Source organism: Nocardiopsis chromatogenes YIM 90109 (assembly GCF_000341185.1).
Classification (GTDB): Bacteria; Actinomycetota; Actinomycetes; order Streptosporangiales; family Streptosporangiaceae; genus Nocardiopsis_A; species Nocardiopsis_A chromatogenes.
Window position 1 is genome coordinate 1 of record NZ_ANBH01000140.1, and the last position, 19,495, is coordinate 19,495.

General features: G+C 75.8%; 13 protein-coding genes. 7 read left to right on the plus strand and 6 right to left on the minus strand.

The features are described 5' to 3' along the window. A partial coding sequence (locus tag D476_RS0114630) for a PLP-dependent transferase (protein WP_017624686.1) occupies positions 1–498 on the plus strand: 498 nt, incomplete at its 5' end. Positions 499–607: 109 nt separating this feature from the next. Continuing rightward, a complete protein-coding gene (locus tag D476_RS0114635) occupies positions 608–1,747 on the plus strand; it encodes a D-alanine--D-alanine ligase family protein (protein ID WP_017624687.1) in 1,140 nt (379 codons plus the stop codon). 417 nt (positions 1,748–2,164) lie between these two features. On the opposite strand, the gene D476_RS0114640 is transcribed toward D476_RS0114635, so the two are convergent. Beyond that, the gene (locus tag D476_RS0114640) at positions 2,165–3,040 is read right to left on the minus strand and encodes an EI24 domain-containing protein (protein ID WP_017624688.1); all 876 of its coding nucleotides are present in this window, start codon (positions 3,038–3,040) and stop codon (positions 2,165–2,167) included. A 107-nt stretch (positions 3,041–3,147) separates the two neighbouring features. Here D476_RS0114640 and D476_RS0114645 point away from each other — a divergent pair, with 107 nt between their 5' ends. Continuing rightward, entirely contained in the window at positions 3,148–4,098 is a 951-nt protein-coding gene (locus tag D476_RS0114645; protein ID WP_051061749.1) for a type IV toxin-antitoxin system AbiEi family antitoxin domain-containing protein, read from the plus strand. A 375-nt stretch (positions 4,099–4,473) separates the two neighbouring features. On the opposite strand, the gene D476_RS0114650 is transcribed toward D476_RS0114645, so the two are convergent. The 3 genes from D476_RS0114650 to D476_RS0114660 form a co-directional block, all read right to left on the minus strand. After that, positions 4,474–6,603: a 3'-5' exonuclease gene (locus D476_RS0114650; protein ID WP_017624690.1), complete on the minus strand. Its 2,130-nt coding sequence runs from the start codon at positions 6,601–6,603 to the stop codon at positions 4,474–4,476. Between the two features lie 94 nt (positions 6,604–6,697). Then, complete coding sequence (locus tag D476_RS0114655) at positions 6,698–7,159, minus strand: GNAT family N-acetyltransferase (protein ID WP_017624691.1); 462 nt, start codon at positions 7,157–7,159, stop codon at positions 6,698–6,700. 181 nt (positions 7,160–7,340) lie between these two features. Then, positions 7,341–8,696, minus strand: coding sequence for a YjiH family protein (locus D476_RS0114660; protein WP_017624692.1), 1,356 nt, complete (start codon positions 8,694–8,696; stop codon positions 7,341–7,343). Between the two features lie 3,816 nt (positions 8,697–12,512). On the opposite strand from D476_RS0114660, the gene D476_RS0114670 reads away from it, so the two are divergent. Together D476_RS0114670 and D476_RS0114675 are read left to right on the plus strand one after the other, a co-directional pair. Then, positions 12,513–13,199: a SanA/YdcF family protein gene (locus tag D476_RS0114670; RefSeq protein ID WP_026123513.1), complete on the plus strand. Its 687-nt coding sequence runs from the start codon at positions 12,513–12,515 to the stop codon at positions 13,197–13,199. Positions 13,200–13,208: 9 nt separating this feature from the next. Beyond that, complete coding sequence (locus tag D476_RS0114675; RefSeq protein ID WP_017624694.1) at positions 13,209–14,654, plus strand: hypothetical protein; 1,446 nt, start codon at positions 13,209–13,211, stop codon at positions 14,652–14,654. A 28-nt stretch (positions 14,655–14,682) separates the two neighbouring features. On the opposite strand, the gene D476_RS0114680 is transcribed toward D476_RS0114675, so the two are convergent. Next, complete coding sequence (locus tag D476_RS0114680; RefSeq protein WP_017624695.1) at positions 14,683–15,372, minus strand: SanA/YdcF family protein; 690 nt, start codon at positions 15,370–15,372, stop codon at positions 14,683–14,685. A 59-nt stretch (positions 15,373–15,431) separates the two neighbouring features. On the opposite strand from D476_RS0114680, the gene D476_RS0114685 reads away from it, so the two are divergent. Further along, positions 15,432–16,991 (plus strand): DUF885 family protein, encoded by a 1,560-nt coding sequence (locus D476_RS0114685; protein ID WP_017624696.1) that lies wholly within the window; start codon positions 15,432–15,434, stop codon positions 16,989–16,991. A 64-nt stretch (positions 16,992–17,055) separates the two neighbouring features. Here D476_RS0114685 and D476_RS0114690 read toward each other — a convergent pair whose 3' ends face one another. Next, positions 17,056–17,985: a MurR/RpiR family transcriptional regulator gene (locus D476_RS0114690; RefSeq protein ID WP_017624697.1), complete on the minus strand. Its 930-nt coding sequence runs from the start codon at positions 17,983–17,985 to the stop codon at positions 17,056–17,058. Positions 17,986–18,178: 193 nt separating this feature from the next. On the opposite strand from D476_RS0114690, the gene D476_RS0114695 reads away from it, so the two are divergent. Beyond that, the coding region (locus D476_RS0114695; protein ID WP_017624698.1) for an AfsR/SARP family transcriptional regulator at positions 18,179–19,495 on the plus strand (1,317 nt) is incomplete at its 3' end.

The following is a 19,495-nucleotide window of genomic DNA, read 5'->3' on the forward strand; positions in this document are numbered from 1 at the left end:
GCCGCCCGGATCGACCTGGGGCCCTGCCTGGCACCGGACGAGGCCTACCTGCTGCACCGGGGCCTGGAGACGCTGCCGCTGCGGGTGGCCCGGCAGTGCGCCACCGCCGCCGAGTTCGCCGCCGCCGTGGCCGCCCACCCGGCGGTCGCGAGCGTGGACCACCCCTCGCTGCCGGGCCACCCCGGGCACGGGCTCGCCCGCGCGCTGTTCGACGAGGGCCGCTACGGAGCGGTGGTGACCGTCGCCCCGCACGGCGGCCGCAAGGAGGGCATGGCCTTCGCCGACGCGCTGGGCCTGGCCGACGTGGCCGCCTCGCTGGGCGGCACGCACACCCTGGCCGGGCACGTCGCCTCCACCACGAACCGCCAGATGAGCGACGCCGAACTGGAGAGGGCGGGCATCGCGGCGAGCGCGGTACGCTTCTCCATCGGCCTGGAGGACCCGCGGGACCTGGTCCGCGACGCCCTCGCGGCGCTCGACCGCTGCGGCGGTGCGTGAGAGCCGGGCCGGGGCGGGTATGCGGTCACCGGGGACGGGGCCGATCGGACAGCACCGGAGCGCCGCAGCGGCGCCCGGGTCGGAACGAGGCGAGATCGGGTAGGTCAGTATGGCCGAGCAGCGCAGAACGGGCGGGAACGACAGGGTCCGCGTCGCCGTGGTCTTCGGCGGTCGCAGTTCCGAGCACGAGATCAGCTGCGTCACCGCGGGCAGTGTCCTGTCGGTGATCGACACGGACCGGTACGAGGTGGTGCCGGTCGGCATCACCCGCTCCGGCGAATGGGTACTGGCCTCCGGCAACCCGGACCGCCTGGCCATCGAGGGCGGGAGGCTGCCCACCGTGGAGGGCGCCGGCGGAGGGAAGGCGCTGGCGCTGCCGTTCGACGCCGGGTCCGGCCTGGCGGTGCTGGAGCCCGGCGCGGTCCCTGAGCGGCTGGCCGAGGTGGACGTGGTCCTGCCCCTGCTGCACGGCCCCTACGGCGAGGACGGCACCATCCAGGGCCTCTTCGAGATGATGGGCGCGCGCTACGTGGGCGCGGGCGTGTTCGCCAGCGCCGCCTCCATGGACAAGGTCTTCATGAAGGCGATGCTCACCGGGCACGGGATCGCCACCGGGCCGTACGTGCCGGTGACCGACCGCGAGTGGCGCACCGAGCGCCGCCGGGTGCTCGACGACATCGCCAAACTGGGCGAGGTGCTGTTCGTCAAGCCCGCGCGCGCGGGCAGCAGCGTCGGCATCACCAAGGTGAAGGACGGCTCGGACTCCGAGGCGGTCGTGGCCGCGGTCGAGGCCGCGCGCGAGCACGACCCCAAGGTCATCGTGGAGGCGGCCCTGTCCGGGCGCGAGGTGGAGTGCGGCGTCCTGGAGGGCGTGGACGGGGCCGCTCCGGAGGCCTCCCTCCCGGCCGAGATCCACGTGGCCGACGGGTTCGACTTCTACGACTTCGAGGCCAAGTACCTGTCGAGCAGCAGCCTGACCATCCCGGCCGACCTGCCCGAGGAGGTCATCGAGCGCATCCGCGCCCTGGCGGTGCGCACCTTCGAAGCCATGGGCTGCGAGGGGCTGGCCCGGGTGGACTTCTTCTACGGCGACGACGGCGAGGTCTACGTCAACGAGCTGAACACGATGCCGGGGTTCACCCCCAGCTCGGCGTTCCCGCAGATGTGGGCGGCCACCGGCGTCGACTACGCGCAGCTGGTGGACCGCCTGATCACGTCGGCGCTGAACCGCTCCGCCGGGCTGCGCTAGGTCCTGTCCGGAGTCTCGCGGTGTCGCGCCGGGACTCCCGGCGCCCCACCGGACCGGAACCCGTCGATCTCGCGGAAGACGGCCTTCTTGAGCCCGGCTTCCGACGAGATCGACGACGTAGGGGGCCGGGGCGAGGGGAACTCCGGTCAGGCCCTCGATCATTGGTGGGAGATCGCTGAACCGGCTGCGGACACGGCGAAGGGTGCCCGGGGTCGGTGTGTGCGGGCCGGGTGTGCCGGAGGATCGGGGCGTCGGGGCGGTGGTCCGGACGCTGAAGGGCCGGTTGGGGCCGGTGTGTGCCGGAGGGGCCGCGCGCTCTGCGCCGCCGTCCGGCGCGCGCGGCTGGTCGGCGCCCCGGTCAAGCGGTTGCCGGTGGTCGTCGGCCACTGATCGGGGCACACGTTTCCCATCAACGATCTAGCGGGGCTGCCCCGGCCCGTAGGGCGGCTGCCACTGCTGAGGCGGGTGGCCGCCCTGGGGCGGGTGCCACCGCCCGCCCTGCGGGTACCCCTGCACGGGCCCTGCAGGAGGCGCGACCGGGGGCGCGGCGGGCAGGATCCGCCGCGCCAGCAGGGTGCCACCGGCGGTCGCGGCGGGGAAGACGAGTACCGCCACGAACGGGATCGCCAGCAGGAAGTAGGCGGGCACGGCGAAGCCCAGCGACAGGGCCTTGCGGGACCAGATCGCGCGCCGCCGGTCGCCCAGGCGCCGCAGCCCCCGCCGGTCGAAGGCGGCGCCAACCAGCTCCATGCCGAGCATGAACCCGCCGAACAGCGCCGAGACCACCGGCACCACCGTCTGCCCGACGACCGGGACGAACCCGGCGATCAGCAGCGGCAGCGCGATCAGCGCCGAGATCAGGACCAGCACCAGCGACTGGCGCACCGACCGGGCGATGGACCCGGTCAGCGACTCGTCCGCCTCGGGGGCGCCCCCCATGCGCTCCTCGACGTCCTCGGCGATCAGGTCGTACAGCGGCGACCCCAGCGCCAGCGTCAGGCCGGTGAAGCCCACCACCATCACCAGCACGGCGGCGCCCACCATCAGTACCCCGGCGGTGATGCGCACGGTGTTCCGCCAGCCTCCGGCCCACGCCTCGGCGAAGGGGGTGGCCCAGGCGGCCAGGTCGGCGATGTTGTACAGCAGCGCGATGAGCGCGCCGAGGAAGAGCAGCGAGGTGAACAGCGGGGGGATGGCGCCCAGGAAGAACAGCTTGGGGCGGCTCAGCACGATGCCGGCGCCGCGCAGCAGCAGCCCCGCCCCGGAGAAGACGTCGCGAACGGCGGTGGTCATGGTGGGTGAGCCTACCGACCGCCGGGACCCCCGCGGACCCCGGCCGCTGTCCACAGGCGGACGGAACCGTCTGGCGGCGCCGGGCGCGCGGGTGTCCGATGGGGCCCATGGACGAGTTCGGCGCTGTCACCTCCCTGGCCGCCTCCCAGCACGGGGTGGTCTCCCGTGACCAGGCCCGCTCCTGCGGGCTGACCGACCGCGCGATCGACCGCCTGGTGCGGTCCCGCCGGTGGGCCAAGGTCCGCCCCAACGTCTACCGGCTGGACCCGGGGCCGCTGCCGCTGGCCGCCCGGGTCAAGGCGGTGCAGCTGGTACTGGGCCCCCGCGCGGTGGCGGTGGGGCCCACGGCCGCCCGGCTGTGGGGGATGCAGGGCCCCATGCCCGGCCCCGGGTACGAGCACGTGCACGTCAGCGCCCCGGGCCGGGGCTCGGCCGCCTCGGCGGGGGTGCGGCGGCACGGCTGGGACGTCCCGGCGGGGGAGACCACGGTGCGCGGCGGCCTGCGGCTGACCACGCCGGGCCGCACCGTGCGGGACACGGTGCTGCTCACCGACCGCTACACGGCGGTCAGCGTGGCCGACTCGGCGCTCAACCTGGGCCTGGTCGACCCCGGCGACCTGCCCGAGCTGGCCGCCGCCAACGCCGGGCGTCTCGGCGCCCGCCGCAGCCGCGGCTGGTGGGCCCAGGCCGACGGGCGGGCGGAGAGCACGTTCGAGACCCGGCTGCGGCTGGTGCTGGCCGACCGCGGGCTGGCCCCGCAGGAGCTGCAGTACCCGGTGTTCACGGCCGCCGGCGAGCTGGCCGGGCGCGCCGACCTGGCCTGGCCCGACCACGGCGTGGTGGCCGAGGCCGACGGCGCGGGGCCGCACACGCTGCCGCAGGCGCTCTTCTCCGACCGCGAGCGGCACAACCGCATGGCCGCCGCCCCCGGGAGGCTGGTGCTGCTCCGTTTCACCTGGAGCGATCTGCGCCACCCCGACCAGATCGCCGAAATGGTCCGCGCCGCCTTGACCGCTCCCGAAGCCGAGGAGGTTCGGACACCTGGGCCTCGGACATGAGCCCTGCACCCGGCCGGGGCCCTGGGCGCGGGGCAGGGGGCGACATAGGTCCCCGCCCCTTGCGGCAGCGCTGACGACTGCACGGAGTGTGCGTGGTCACCGTGATCGGCCGCGACGGAGTGAGCGGGGCGGTTTCCCGGCCCTGCTTGCCGTCCGCCGGGCCCCTCGCGGTCAGGGAAGGCAGCGCGGTCGTCGAGGTTCGCGGTCTCCGTCCTCCGGAGCAGCCCGCTGCCCTCCTTCGTCGCCGCCCTCTCACCCCACAACCCGCTGGGTCGGCGCCCGGCCGAGGCCCTGGGCGCGGGGGCCTGCTGGCCGCTCTCGCCGCCCAATGCCCCGTATTGGCCCGTCAGGCCCCCGCGACCACGGACGACCACCTCACACGGGCAGGAACGGGCTCGGTGCGCCGTGCCAGGACACGTACAGCCGCTCCCGTGCGCGGGTGCAGGCCACGTACAGGAGTGAGCGCTGTGCCTCCAGGTCTCCGCGGTGCTGGTTCTCGTCCTGTTCGGCCGGGGTCACGTGGTCCATCAGAGGCAGCGCGGCCGCCGTCGCGCCGGTGACCGCCACCGCGCGGAACTCCAGCCCCTTCACGCCGTGCATGGTGGTCACCCGCACCGACCCGGCCGCGTCGGTCACCGCCTGCTCGCGCGGGTTGAACGCGGCCGCGGGCAGCGACCGCGCCCGCAGGTGGGCGGCGACCGCGTCGCGCTGCCGGTTGGTGCGGGCGGTCACGCACACGTCCGCCGGGGAGATGCCCTCGGCCAGCCAGGACCGCACCTGCTCGGCGAGGGCGTCCAGCTCGGCGGGCTCGTCGGCGGCGCCGTGCAGCCGGGGTGCGGGGCCGCTGAGCACGCACCGGTCGGCGCCCTCCGGCTCCGGCGCCGACCCGCCCAGCTCCTCGGTGGCGCGGCCGCCGACGATGCCCCCGGCCCAGTCGAGGATCTGCCGGGTGGTCCGGTAGTTGACCCGCAGCGGGTAGGAGCGGCCGACCACGTTGATGCCCAGCCGTTTGAAGGAGACCGTGTTGTCGTAGATGCGCTGGCGGTTGTCCCCGGCGATGAACAGGTCGTCCGGCCCCTCCGGGGCGGCGGCGCGCAGCGTGCGCCACTGCATCGGGTGCAGGTCCTGGGCCTCGTCGACGACGACGCTGGTGTAGGGCGGCTCGGACCGCTCGGCGAGCAGCCGGGCCGCCTCGGCGTGCATCTCCTCGGCGGGCAGGGCGCGCCCGGTGCGCATCAGGGCGCGGGCGTCGCTGATGGCGTGCCACACGGCGCGCCGCTGGTCGGCGGCGAGCGCGGTGCTGCGCCCGCGCCGCGCGTCGGGGTCGAGGTAGCCCTCCAGGGTGGTGATCTGCTGGGCCATCACCACGTGCCGGTACTCCGAGTACAGGAAGTCCGGCGGGTAGGGCAGCCCGTGCCCGCGGGCGATCTTGGCGAACACGCCCCGGGTGTCGGTGCGCAGGCGGATGTCGGGGTGGGCCCGCCGCACCACGTCCAGGGCGACCTTGTCGATGGTGAGCACGTCCACGTCGTCCAGCAGCGCCGGGTCCAGCAGCAGGGCGAGGTTGCCCTTGAGCGACTCCACGAGCGCGTTGGTGAAGCTGGTGAGCAGGATGCGCCCGTCCAGCGGGAGGTTCTCGGCCAGGTGCTTGACCCGGTGCAGGGCGACGACGGTCTTGCCGGTGCCGGGGCCGCCGGTGACCTTGGCCGGGCCGCCGAACCGCGGGCGGTAGGCCAGGTCGCGCTGCTTGGGGTGGAGGAAGACGCGCCAGGCGTTGAACTCCCCGGCGAGCACGTCCTCGATCTCCTGGTCGTCGCCGACCACGATCACCCGCTCGCGGGTGTTGCGGATGGCGGCGTCGTAGTCGTCGGTGGAGACCGCGCCCACGCGCGGGCGGCGCGGGGCCACCACCTCCTCCTGCACCCGGCGCACCGGGTGCCCTTCGGCCAGCGCGGCCAGCACCTCGAACTGGTCCTGGGGCAGGGCGGGCCGCCAGGCGTGCAGCTCGGCGGGGGACGACAGGGTGCGGACGAAGCGGCGGATCTCGGGGTCGACGCCGAGCCGTTCCAGGTCCCCGTCGGAGACGCCGTCGAAGGGGCCGCCCGGCGCCTCCCCGGGCAGGGGCGCGGTCTCCTCCGGGACGGTCTTCTCCAGTGCGGCGGCGTCCCGCCGCTCCAGGGTGCCCATCACCCCGTTGACGTCGTGCCGCTGGTCCTGGGCCCAGCCCTCGGCGGTGTCCCGGGGCAGCAGGTGGACGAGCAGGAACGTCTCACCGGACTCGGGGGCGAGCATGACACCGGTCCAGGAGTCGCTGATGCGGAACGTGCGCACCCGCGGGTCCTGCCCCTCGGGCAGGGAGCGGATGCGCAGGTCGGGGTGGGTGAGCAGGGCGTCGAGGGGGAGCTCCCTGAACTTGCGGGTGGCCTCGCGCAGGCGCTCCCGTGTGGGCCGGTCGAGCTTGTCGTACTGGGGCAGACACGTCGCGTCGATGGCCAACTGGGGCATGGGCCTCCTCAGGTCCGGCGCGGGCCGCTTGCGTCTCGCCTCTCGTTTCTATCGGAAGGGAAGGACAAACCGCCCGAGTGGCCCGATCCGGCCATCAAGCCCCCGGACGGCCGACCTCTTTGGCGTAGAAGTGCGCGAGCGGGTCGTCCGCGTACGGCCCCCACGGCTCGGCCGGGGCGTACCCGCTCGACCGGTAGAGGGCGACGGCCTCGGGCTGCAGGTCGCCGGTCATCAGCAGGACCCGGCGCCACCCGGCGCGCGCGGCGTCGGCCTCCAGGTGGGCGAGCATGGCGCGGGCCAGGCCGCGCCCGCGGTCCTGTGCCCGCACGTACATGCGCTTGACCTCCGCGGCCCCGCCGAAGGCGCGCCATCCCCCGCAGGCGACCGGGCGTCCGTCGTCGTAGCCGACCGCGAACGCCCCGTGGGGCGGGGCGAACTCCTCCGGGGCGACGGGGGTCTCGTCCTCGTCCCCGTAGCGGTCGACGTACTCCTTCTGCAGCTCGGCGATGAGCGCCCGGGCGTCGGGGTGCGAATAGGCGACGGTGCGGATGTCCATGGGCGGGGATCGTAGGGGGTGCTGCGTGGACCACGGCCTACTGCGCGGCGCCCGGAAACGCCCCTCGCCGCGTTCTCGCCGGTCGACGGCCTGCCGACCGGCTCTTTCCCCGGCCCTGCGATGGACATGGCGCCGCCGGTGCCTCCTACGGCCATGACCCGCGCACACCCCCTGAGCGCCCTCAGAACACCAGGTGCACGATGAGGGCGATGATCGGGATCGAGATGGCCGTGCGCAGCACGAACAGGGCCAGGCAGTCCCGCAGCCGGATCGGCACGTCCAGCTCCAGCAGCAGCGGGATGGTCGCCGAGAAGAACAGCAGCTGGGTCAGGGACAGCACCGCCACGAAGAACTTGGCCTCCACGGCGGCCCCGGTGGCGAACAGCGCGGGCAGGAACATCTCGCTGACCCCCACCAGCGAGGCCGGGGCGACGATGCCGGCGTCGGGGATGCCCAGCAGCGCGATCACCGGCTCCAGCGGCCGCCCGAGCCAGTCGAAGACGGGCGTGTGCTGGGCGGCCAGCACCGCCGCCGTGCCCACCGCCAGGATCGTCGGCAGGATCACCAGCGCCAGGCGCAGCCCCTCGGCGAAGCCGGTCGCGCACTCGCGGCCCGCACCCCGGGCGGTGCCCGCGCGCTCCACGGCCCGCCGCACGGCGGTGCGCAGCAGCGCCCCCTCCGGCTCGGGCTCGGGGCGGGGCTCGGCCGCGTAGGTGTCGGGCTTGCGCGACAGCGGCGGGATGCGCACCAGGACCACCGCCAGGACGACCGACAGCAGCAGCACCGACCCCACGATCAGCGGGAAGTAGGGCATCAGGTCCAGCGTGGCGGCGACCACGGCGAAGAAGCCCAGGCTGACGCTGCTGAAGCAGGTGGCGATGGTGGCCGACTCCCGCGCGGTGTAGCGGCCCTCCAGGTACATGCGGTTGGTGACGTACAGCCCGATGGAGTAGGACCCCACGAACGACGCCAGCGCGTCCAGGGCGCCGCGCCCGGGCACCTTGAACAGCGGGCGCATCACCGGCCGTGCGAGCGTGCCGATGAACTCCAGGCCGCCGTAGGAGACCAGCAGCGTTACGAACACCGCGCCGATCGGCACGATCACCGCCACCGCCGTGACGACGCTGTGAAAGATCATCGGTCCGACGCCCTCGTCCAGCACGGCGGCCGGGCCGAGCCCGAACACGACCATCACCGCCAGCACCGCCCCGGCGACGCGGATGAGCGTGAACACCCATCCGGTGGCGAACGGCGACAGGTCGACGGGCCCCGTGCGGCCCAGCGCCCGCTGGGCCTTCGCGGCGACGGTGAGCACCGCCGACAGGGCGACCATGGCCAGCACCGTGTACTCCACGACCGTGGGGGCGCCGTCCCGGACCGCGCTGACCAGCAGGTCGAAGGGGATGGTCCAGGCGCCGTCGACGCGCAGCGGGAGCAGGAAGAAGAACAGCCCGGTGAGGGTGGCGGCGGCGAACCGGAGGGCGGCGGTGCGGGGAGGCGCCGCGGCCTCGGCGGCCGCCCGGGGGGTGTCTGTCATGGGGAGACCTCCGCGACGTGGTGGGACGCGGCCCATTGTTCGCCAGGTCACACCGCCCGCCCCGGCGATCTGGGCCCCCTGCGGCCGCCGCGTTCCGATATATCCCCCATGACCTGCGAAAACACTATCCGCCGTGTCTCGAATCTCAGACACGAGTTGGATTCCGGTGCCGGTCCGGCCGGTTTCGGGCGCGCGCCGAACCCGTCCCCCGCGGGGGGCATCCGAATCGGTGGCCCTCCGGGTTCACGGGCGTCCGGCGAGACCCCCGGGGCGGGTGCGGGATCCGGTGAACGGCGGGCGGTCTGAGAACATCGGGCGGTGCCCACCGAGGCGCCCACCGAGGCCGGGAAGAAGGAGCGGATGACCGAGCGCACCCCCCAGCGGCCGCCCCCCGCCGGGCCGGTCTCCCGGCGGCGCCTGGGCGCCTACGCCGCCGCGTGGGCCGCCTGGGGCGGGCTCTCCATCACCGCCACCGTCCTGCAGAACGCCCCTGACCTGCTCGACTGGCTGCCCAACGAGGCGATCTGGGGCCTGGTCGTCATCGGCGCCCTGGCCCAGCTCCCGTTCATCGTGCGCGACGTGCGGCGCCGCGTCGCGGGCCGGGAACCGGGCCCCTTCTGGCGCGAGGGCCGCGGCAACAACCTGCTCCACCCCGAACCCCACTTCACCGGATACCGCGGGCCGCAGCGGCGGCNGCTCCGCCTCTTCCGGGGCTTCTCCCGGCCCGGGCGGCGCGGGCTGGCCGACCGGCTCCGCCCCTGGCGGCGCCGGGGGCGGCACAGCCCGCCGCTGGTCGTGGTCGTCACCGGCGCCCCGGGCACCGGAAAGAGCCAGCTCGCCAACCGCGTCGCCCGCGAGGTGGCCGAGCGCTTCCCCGACGGTCCCCGCTGGATGGACCTGACCACCGGCACCAGCCCGGACGGCGAGGACGGTGACGAGGGCGCCGACGGGCCCGGCGGCGCCGGTGATCCGGGCACCACCGGGCCCACCCGCATGCGCCTGCGCGATGTGCTGCCCCGGCGGCTGCGGCGGCTCCCCGGCCTGGGCCCGGCCGGCCCCGGCGACCCGGACGACCCGGACGCCGGGCAGAAGGCCGAGCGCGCCGCCCAGTTCGCCGCGGCGGCCGCCGCCGCGCGCCCCCGCCCCGTCGCCGACCTGCTGGAGGAGCTGCTCGGCGCCTCCGGGGACAGCCCCCGCGGCCCCCGCCGCCACCTGGAGGAGGCCTGGCGCAGCCGCTCCGCCGGGCGCCGCCTTCTGCTGGTCCTGGAGAACGCCGAGGACCCCCGCCAGGTCCAGCCCCTTCTGCCGAACAGCCCCCACAGCGCGGTCATCGTCACCGCCCGCCGTCCCTTCCACGACGCCGGGTTCACCTACGTGGAGGAGCACCTGGAGGGGCTGACCGACGACGAGGGCGCCGAACTGCTGGACCGCCAGGTCGCCCTGCCCGCCGACCCCGCCGAGCGGGAGGAGGAGCGCGTCCGGCGCCGGGCGGTCGCCGCGCACTGCCACGGCCTGCCGCTGGCGCTGAAGATGTGCGGCACCCGCCTGGCCTCGCACAGCGGTGAGGACACCGGGGAGCTGCTGGAGAAGCTGCGCCGCTCCTCGGTCACCCCCCTGCTGGGCCCCACCGGCTTCCCCGCCTCCTTCCTGGGGGTGTTCCGGCTGTGCGGCACCCAGGCCGCCCGCCTGCTGCACCGCATGGCCGCCACCGGCATGCAGGAGATCGCCGACTACGGCGCCGCCGCGCTGCTGGACGTCGACCGCCGCCGCGCCGCCGCGGTCCTGGAGGAGCTGTCGGGGCTGTCGCTGATCGAGCCCATCGGCGTCGCCGACGACGGGGTGCAGCGCTACCGGCAGCACCAGCTCGTGCACGACACCATGCGCAAGCTGGGCCCGGACGAGCTGGGGGTGGACCCCGAGGAGGCCGATCCGGCCTGGTCGGCCGGGGAGGTCGCCGAGGCCGGGCGGCGCCTGGTGGCCGCCTACACCTGGATGGTCGAGCGGGCCGCCGCCGACCTGCACCGGGTCGACGCGGGCTTCCCGCAGCCGCCGATCGCCGGGCACGCCTCCGGCCCCGGCGACGACGGCGGGCTCGGCCTGGCGGGGCCGGAGAACCCTCCGGCCTGGCTCGACCGGGAGCGGGAGGTGCTGCTGGGGTGCCTGTGGCTGGCCGCCGACGCGGGCCACGTCGGCCTGGGCTGGCGCCTGGCCCGCGCCGTCGCGGTCATATGCCAGGTGCTGCGCGCCCACTGGAGCGAGTGGGACCAGGCGGTCGAGGCCCAGCTCGCGCTCGCCTACGGCGACGGGGACCTGCACGCGCTCGGCATGGCCCTGCTGGACGCCTCGGAGCTGTCCGGCGCGCGCGGGCAGTACCGGCCCGGCATCGTCTACGCCGAACGCGCCCTGTACGCCTTCGAGCAGAAGGGCGTCGACGAGCGCTGGCTGGCGCGCGCACACCGCGCACGCGGCGTATGCCTGCAGCGCTGGGGCGAGCTCGACAGCGCCAAGGACGAATTGGAGCGCGCCGAGGCCGTGATGGCCCGACACGGCGAGTGGTGGTGGCGCGCGCGGGCGCTGTACAACCTCGCCGAGCTCAACGCCGACATCGGCCACACAGGCCCCGCCTCGGACCTGCTGCGCTGGGCGTGCGACATCTTCGCCGAGGAGGGCGACACCGGCCAGAGCGACCTCGCCCGCGTCCTGCTGGCCGAGGTCCACGCCGAGGAGGGGCGCCAGCTCCGCGCCTGGTACGAGCTGACCGCGATGAGCGAGCGCTTCCGCGCCGAGGGCCGCCTCTGGTACACCGCCCAGTGCCTGCGCGCGCTCGGCGGGCTGGACGCGTCCGCGCTGCGCGCACAGTGGCGCCTGGCCGAGGCGCTGCTCAAGGAGCTCAACCGGACCGCCAAGCGGGCCGGGTTCGACGCCGCGGCCCTACGGGAGGTGCGGGGCGACGGCGCCGTCGCGGCTCTGGGAGGGGCGGTGCAGAAGGCCCGGGGCCGCCGCGACCGCCTCACCGCCGAACTGGCCGAGCTGATCGGCGACGAGGAGGCCGCGCGCGCCGTGCGCGCCGTGCGCGAGCCGGAACGGGCCCAGCCGCTCAGGCGCACCGGGCGGCGGCTGCGGCGGGCGTGGTCCGCGCGCCGCCGCCGGGAGATGGTGCAGGAGGCGATCGTCCTCATGGAGCGCATGGGCGACGATTGGGGGGTGCACCGCGCCCGCCTGACCCTGGGGCGGGTGCTCGTCGCCGCCGAGAGGTTCCGCGAGGCCGACGAGGCGTTCCGGAGCGCGGCCGAGGGGTTCGCCGCGCTCAGCCAGGCCGGGCAGCGTTCGGGCGAGCCCGGGGACAAGCGGTGGGAGGCGCGCACCCACCACATCGCCGCCGAGGACGTCTACCGCAAGGTCTCCCCGCCGGGCCAGGCGGTGGAGCGCACGGTCTCGTGGCGCTACTCCGACCCGCTGAAGACCGCCCAGGGGCACGCCGTGGAGGCGATGCGGCTCTACCGGGAGCGGGGCAACACCTCGGGGGAGGTCGCCGCGCGCATCCTGCTCGCCCGGATCATGTGGGTGGACGGCGCCTTCAAGCGGGCGGTCGCCCAGCATCTCAGGGCGGCGCGCGACCAGGCCTCCGAGGAGTTGGAACGCGCCGCGGACCAGGCCTCCGCGGAGCTGGGGCGGGCGGCGCTCCAAGCGGTCGAACACGGCTGGGAGGACCTGTACTCCGAGGCCACCGAGCTCCACAGCACGATCGCCGAGCGCTACCCCGAGGTCGTGCGTCGGTGGCCGATCCACTGAGGGCGGTCCCGGTAGGGTCGCAGTGTGGGAGCAGCGAAACGGGCGGCACTGGCCGCCGGGAGCGCGGCGGCCGCGGCCTTGGGCCCGACCGCCTGGGTGCAGGCGGTCGCACGGGGGCGCCGGTTCGGCCCCGATGAGGTGCCCGACCGGCCGGTGGCCGTCGTACTGGGGGCGGGGATGAAGCCGCACGGCCCGTCCCTGCTGCTGGCGCGCCGCCTCGACCTGGCCGCGCGCCTGCACCGCGCGGGGCGCGTGCGGGCGGTGCTGGTCTCGGGCGACAACCGGGAGGTGTCCGGGCGCGAGACCGACGGCATGGCCGACTACCTGGCCGAGTCGGGGGTGCCCCGGGCGTGCATCGCCGCCGACCCCTACGGCTTCCGCACCTGGGACAGCTTCGCGCGCGCCCGTGACGTCTACGGGGTCAACGCCGCCACCGTCGTCACGCAGGAGTTCCACCTGCCGCGCGCGCTGATGCTGGCCTTGGCGGCCGGGATCGACGCCGTCGGCGTGGGCGACCGCAGCTGGCGCGTGCGGTCCCGCGCCACCGCCCTGGGGTACGCGCGCGAGGTCGGCGCCAATGCCCGCGCCCTGGGCGACGCGCTGACGCGCCCCGAGCCGTACCGCACGTGCCGCCCCCGCGACGACGTGCGCGACGCGCTGCTGGCGGCGGACGCCTTCCGTGTCGCGACGGAGGTGCCCGAAAGGGGATAATCGGCTCCCATGGACGCGAACACCGGCCGGGGGCCGCTCACAGGAGTGCACGATGTCGACTGGGCGCGGCTGGCGCCCGAGCGCGGGGACGAGGTCCCGGGGCTGCTCCAGACCGTCGCATCGGGCGGCGCGGGGTCCATGGAGGCGGTCACGGCGCTCTACGACATCCTGCGCCATCCCGGGCCGGGGTACGCCGCCGCCCCCGAGGCGGCGCGCTTCCTCGCCGACATCGCCTGCCACCCGGACACCTCCGCTCCGGGCGAGGCGCTGAGCCTGCTGTTCGAGCTGGTGGTCCCGGTGCCGCTGGCGGTCGTCCCGAACGCCTGGGACCTGGACCTGTGGCGCGACGAGGTCGCCTGGGCGGTGGCGGCCGACCCCGAGCAGGCGCGCGAGCAGTACCGGCAGTGGTGCGCCGAGGCCCCGGACGAGCAGTCCTACCGGCGCATGTCCGCCCGTTACGGTGTGCTCGGCCGCGACGGCGGCGCCGCCCTGCTCCAGGCCGAGCTGGACGTGCGCACCGCGGCCGCCGAGCGCGCCGAGGCCCTCGCGGGGCTGCTGGAGGGGCGGGAGAACCGCAGCGGGATGAACTCCACCGCCGAGTGGGCCGCCTCCATCCTGGCGTTCCTGCCCGAGGCGGCCGACCACGCGGTGCCGCGGATCCGCGCCCGCATGGTCGAGCAGGCCCGTCGGCCGCAGGACCCCGGGGTCGGCCTGCGGATGCAGGACGAGTGGCGCAAGGCGCTGCCCGCCGAGATGGTCGCGCTGGGTCTGCTCGCCGACCCGGCGGACGCCACCGCCACCGTGGCGCTGGTGGAGGAGCTGGAGGCGGGCAACCTGTACCGGTCCTTCGCGGCCGGGTGCGCGCTGGCGCTGATGCACGGCGAGCGCGCCCCCGAACAGGCCCTGGCCAAGCTCGCCGAGCTGGGCGACACCCGGGTCGGCTTCACCGCGCTGTTCAACGACGCCTGGCCGCACCCGGGCGTGGTCGAGCCGGTGGTGCTGGGCTACATCGCGCTGGGCCGCTGCCGGGGCGCCGCCGCAGAGCTGCGCACCGCGGTCCTCCCCGAGGCGCTGGCCCACGCCGGGCCGACCGCCGCCGCCGTGGTGGGCGAGGCCCTGGAGTCGGTGCTGGGACCGCGTACCGCGCCGGAGGACCCGGCTGAGGCCATGGAGAAGGCGCTCTCCGACGGCGGCGAGGACCCCGACCGGCTGCTGCGCGTGCTGTGGGCCATCGCCGAGCTTCCGCAGGCCGGCTGGGAGGAGCACGGCGTCGGCGACGTCGCCCAGGCCTGGTCCCTGCCCGCCGGGCGTGCCGAGTTCCGCGACTTCGTCGGCGTGGACGAGGAGGAGGACGTGGACGCGGCCGCGCAGGCCGCGGACGGAGGCGCGCCGCAGCCGAAGGCCTCCCAGGAGGGCCCCACGGGCCTGCTGGGCCGCCTCTTCGGCGGGAACTGAGGACGGGCGCCCCCGGGCCGCCCCGTCCCTAGCGCGGGGCGGCCAGCGCCTCCTCAACACTCGTCTCCGCCGGTCCGGGGAAGACCGGGTCGGGGCGCAGGGCGGCCTGCGCGGCCGCCTTGTAGCCCGCCGGGAGCTCCCGCACATAGCCGTAGACGGTGGCGGTGAACTTCCGGTCCCCGCTCGGGTCGCCCACACCCACGGCGTCGATCCCGGCCGCCCGGCACAGCCCCACCGCGCGCGGCAGGTGGAAGTCCTGCGTCACCACGGTGGCCGCCTCGACGCCGAACACCCGCCGCGCCCGCGCGCACGAGTCCCACGTGCTGAACCCGGCGTAGTCCGCGGCGACCTTCTCCGGCGGCACCCCCACCGCCGCCAGGTAGTCGGCCATCGCGTCGGTCTCGTTGTAGCCCTGGCGGCTGTTGTCGCCGCTGACCAGTACCGCCTCCACCTTCGCCGAGTGGTACAGCTCGGCCGCCAGGTCCAGCCGCCGTGACAGCAGCGTGCGCGGCCGCCCGTCGTCGTCCAGGCCCGCGCCGAGCACCAGCGCCACCGGCCGCTCGGGCGCCTCGTCCGCCGTTCCGCGCACCCCGGCGGTGGACCACGCCAGCCAGGCGAAGGGCAGGGGCAACAGCAGGAACGCGCTAGCGGCCGCGATGACGGCGGCGGCCGCGCGCCTGCGTGCGGAGAGCGGGAGGAGCCCGCGGAATCGACCCATATCCGGTGCGACGCCCGGACCCGGGCGCGAGTTCCGGTGCGAGAGTAGGGTCACGCCCCATGGATGCACTTCCGGCACGGCTGCGTGCGATCGCCGACCTCCAGGCCCCCGAGATGCGCGAGGGCGCGGGGCGGCACGAGTACGACGGGACCATCGGTGACATGTCGAGGGAGGGCGTGCGCGCGGGCCTGGCCCGCCTCGGCGGCGAGGAGCTGGCCGACCCGCACGACGAGGCGCACGCCCGGGTGGCCGAGGAGTCGCTGCGGTACCAGTTCGGGGAGCTCCAGGCGCACCGCACCAACCCCCTGGTCCACCTCGACGAGCTCGACCTGTCCTGCTACAGCCGCGGGTACGCGCCCGAAGAGGAGCGGTGCGAGGCCCGGCTGAGCCACCTCAAGGCCTGGCCGCAGGCGGCCGCCACCGCCGTGGACACCCTCGACCGGGTCAGCGCCCCCACCGCCCGTGCCCTGCTCCCCGCGGCCCGCGGCCTGGCCGCCGGGATCCCCGACGGCACCCCTGAGGAGGTGCGGCGCCCCGCGCTCAAGGCGCACGCCGCCCTCGTCGCCCACCTGGAGGAGGCCGCGCGCGACGGCGACCCCAGCGCCACCCTGGGCGGGGACGCGCTCGCCCGCCTGATGGGCGTGCGCGACGGCCTCGACGTGGACCTGGGCCGCCTGGCCGAGCGCGCCGACGCCGAGCGCGACCGCCTCATGGAGCGCCTGGCCGAGGCCACCGGCCGCCTCGCCCCCGGCCGTCCCCCGCTGGAGGCCGCCCGCGAGCTGGTGCGCGACCACCCGGGGTCCGAGGGCGTGATGGAGGAGGCGCGCATGTGGACGCGGCTGGCGGTGGACTTCACCCGCGAGCGCGCCCTGGCGCCCTACAGCGACGGCGACGTGCGCGTCTCGGAGTCGCCGGAGTCGCGCCGCTGGGCCACGGCCATGCTGGCGTGGGCGGGCCCGGGGGAGGCCGACGGCGACACGAACTACTACATCACTCCGCCCGATCCGGACTGGCCCGAGCAGGACCGCCAGGAGTGGCTGGAGATGTTCAGCGCCACCACCCTCCCGGCGATCTGCGTGCACGAGGTGGCCCCCGGCCACTACTCGCACGGGCGCGCGCTGCGCCGCGCTCCGGGGCAGGTGCGCAGGCTCTTCTACTCGGTGGCGTTCATCGAGGGGTGGGCGCACTACGCCGAGGAGCTGAGCGTGGAGGAGGGGTTCGGCGCCTACGCCGAGGAGCGCACCGCCGACCGGCCCGGGGCGCGGTTCACCGCCGCCCACTTCGAGGCCGGGGTGTGGCTGGAGGCGCTCATCCGGGTCACCCGCCTGGCGGCCGCGATCGGCGTGCACACCGGGGCGATGACGGTCGAGGACGCGGCGCGCCGGTTCGCCGCGGACACCGCCCTGGCCGGGCCCGCCGCGCTCGCCGAGGCCCAGCGCGCGGTGTTCGACCCCACCTACGGCCGCTACACCTGGGGCAAGCTGGAGATCCAGGCGCTGCGCGAGCGGGCGCGCCGCGAATGGGGCGCGGGCTTCACCCTCCCGCGCTTCCACGCGGCGCTGCTGGAGCTGGGCGCGCCGCCGCTGGGCCTGATGGGCACGGCCCTCGAACGCGGCTGACCCTCACGGCGGCCCCGTGGCGCCGGGGCATGCCACGAACGCCCGGCCCGTCACGCCGGGCCCGTCACGCAGGGGAGGCGCCGCCGGGCTCCCGGCGGCCCTTCTCGCCCACCCGCAGGCCCCGGACCGCGTCGGCGGTGGTCTCCAGGGCCGAGCGGCTGTCGGCGTAGCGCAGCTGCGCCAGCCCCACGAAGAGGCAGTCCACCACGGTGAGCTGGGCCAGCCGGCTGGCGGTGGCCCCCGAGCGGAACGTCGTCTCCCGGGCGGCGGTCGTCAGCACGTGGTCGGCGTAGGTGCAGATGGGGCTGCGCGGGAAGTTGGTGACCACCACCGTGGTCGCCCCGCGCCCGCGCGCCTCGGCCAGCGCGTTCACCGTCTCGATGGTGGCGCCGCTGTGCGAGACGCCCACCGCGACGTCGCCGGGGCGCAGCACCGCCGCGCTGGTCAGCATCACATGGCTGTCCGACCAGGCGAACGAGGCCAGCCCGATGCGGTGCAGCTTCTGCTGCAGGTCGGCTCCGACGAACGCGCTGGCGCCCACCCCGTAGATGTCGATCCTGCGGGCCGCGCCCATGGCCTCCACGGCCGCCTGCAGCACCTCCGGGTCGAGCTGCGCCCCGGTCTCCTCCACGGCCCGCGCGTCGGTGTAGGCGATCTTCTGCACCACGGTGACCAGCGTGTCGTCCGGGTCGATGTCGCCCACCGGCTCGCGCGCGGTCAGCCCGGCGCCGCGCGCCTGCCCCGCCTCGGTGGCCAGGGCCAGCCGCAGCTCCCGGTACCCGGACAGCTCGATCGTCCGGCAGAACCGGATGACGGTCGCCTCGGAGGTGGAGCAGTCCCGCGCCAGCTGGGTGATGGAGGAGGCGGCCACGCGTTCGGGGTCGTCGATGATGCGCTGCGCCACCCGCTGCTCGGCCGGGGGCAGGGAGGGCAGCAGGGCCCGCACCCGCAGGACGGTGCCGGGGGCCGACGGGGGATTCGCCGAGTTCGCCATCGCAGAGAGTCTCGTGCTCGCTTGGGTCGGAGTCAATCAGAGCGGGGCGCGCGTCGGGCGGGTTGCGGAGCCGCCACAAGGCGGACCCCGGCACAGGCGGATTGCGCGCCGCGTGCGCCGCCCGGCACTGTAGAGGGCGAGCACGGATCCCACGACGCCGGGGTGCCCGGAGCGGCGGCCCCCAGGGGAGCAGGTGGCGCACTACGAGTTCGGCGTTCTCGGGCCGCTGAGCGTGACCTACGGGGGCGACCCCGTGGAGCTCCGCGGCACCAAGCGCCGTGCCCTCTTGGCCCTGCTCCTACTGCGGTGCGGCCGGACCGTTCCGGTCGCCGACATCGTGGCCGCCCTGTGGGGCCCCGACGCCGCCCCCGAGGCGCGCAAGGGCTCGCTGCAGGTGCACGTCGCCCGGCTCCGGGCCGCCCTGGGCGGCGAGTGCGGCGGGCGGATCCTGGTCACCGGCGGCGACGGCGGCTACCGGATAGAGCTGCCGCCCGACCGGCTGGACCTGCTGCGGCTGCGGGCGCTGCGCTCCGACGCCGACCGGGCCGAGAGCGCCGGGGACGCGCTGCGCGCCTACGAGCTGCTGCGCGATGCGCTCGGGCTGTGGCGCGGCCCGGTCCTGGAGGACGTGCTCTCCGCCGCCATCCACGAGGGGGAGGCCCGCCACCTGGAGGACGAGCTGCTTCAGGCCGCCGAGCGCTGGGGCGCCCTCGGGCTGCGCCTGGGCAGGCACGGCGCGCTCCTCCAGGCCTTCAACCGGATGGTGTCGCGCTTTCCCGAGCGCGAGGAGCTGGTGCGCCAGCACATGGTGGCGCTGTTCCGGTCCGGGCGGCAGGGCGATGCGCTGGCGGCCTTCGGCCGCACCCGCCGCGTGCTGGTCGAGCGCCTGGGCCTGGACCCCGGGCGCAGGCTCCAGAAGACCTTCGAGGGCATCCTCCACGGTGACCTGGCCGAGGAGGAGGGCGAACCGACGTCCGTGCCGCGCCAGCGCGCGGCGCCGACCGAGCCGTCCCGCCCCCAGGGGGCGCCGCCTCCCCGGCGCGCCTACCCGGTGCCGTTCCAGCTGCCCGCACCGCACCCCTTCTTCGTCGGGCGCGCGGCGGAGCTGGACCGTCTGGACCGGCTGATGCACGACCGGCGCGGCGCGGCCCGCGCGCTGGTCAGCGGCCCACACGGGGCGGGGTGCACGGCCCTGGTGCTGAAATGGGCCGCGGGGGCGGGCGGGTTCGCCGACGGGCGGCTCTACGCCGACCTGCGCGGCGGCGAGGAGCACGGCCCGGCGCCCGGCGACATCGCGGTGCGCTTCCTGCGCGCGCTGTGCGTGCCCGAGCCCTACCCCGAGGCGCTGGAGGAGCGGGCGCCGCTGCTGCGGTCGGCACTGGCGGGCCGCCGGGTGCTCATGGTCCTGGACAATGCGCGCAGCGCCGAGCAGGTGCGCCCGCTGCTGCCCGGGACCTCGCCCAGCGCGGCCGTGGTCACCAGCCGGTACTGGCTGGGCGGCCTGATGGGG

Excerpts from the sequence above, each read along its gene's own strand:
- D476_RS0114655 (WP_017624691.1), bottom strand. The coding sequence starts at position 7,159 with ATGGACATCCGCACCGTCGCCTATTCGCACCCCGACGCCCGGGCGCTC.
- D476_RS0114685 (WP_017624696.1), top strand. The coding sequence starts at position 15,432 with ATGGATGCACTTCCGGCACGGCTGCGTGCGATCGCCGACCTCCAGGCC.
- D476_RS0114675 (WP_017624694.1), top strand. The coding sequence starts at position 13,209 with ATGGACGCGAACACCGGCCGGGGGCCGCTCACAGGAGTGCACGATGTC.
- D476_RS0114640 (WP_017624688.1), bottom strand. The coding sequence starts at position 3,040 with ATGACCACCGCCGTTCGCGACGTCTTCTCCGGGGCGGGGCTGCTGCTG.
- D476_RS0114660 (WP_017624692.1), bottom strand. The coding sequence starts at position 8,696 with ATGACAGACACCCCCCGGGCGGCCGCCGAGGCCGCGGCGCCTCCCCGC.
- D476_RS0114645 (WP_051061749.1), top strand. The coding sequence starts at position 3,148 with ATGGACGAGTTCGGCGCTGTCACCTCCCTGGCCGCCTCCCAGCACGGG.
- D476_RS0114635 (WP_017624687.1), top strand. The coding sequence starts at position 608 with ATGGCCGAGCAGCGCAGAACGGGCGGGAACGACAGGGTCCGCGTCGCC.
- D476_RS0114690 (WP_017624697.1), bottom strand. The coding sequence starts at position 17,985 with ATGGCGAACTCGGCGAATCCCCCGTCGGCCCCCGGCACCGTCCTGCGG.
- D476_RS0114650 (WP_017624690.1), bottom strand. The coding sequence starts at position 6,603 with ATGCCCCAGTTGGCCATCGACGCGACGTGTCTGCCCCAGTACGACAAG.
- D476_RS0114680 (WP_017624695.1), bottom strand. The coding sequence starts at position 15,372 with ATGGGTCGATTCCGCGGGCTCCTCCCGCTCTCCGCACGCAGGCGCGCG.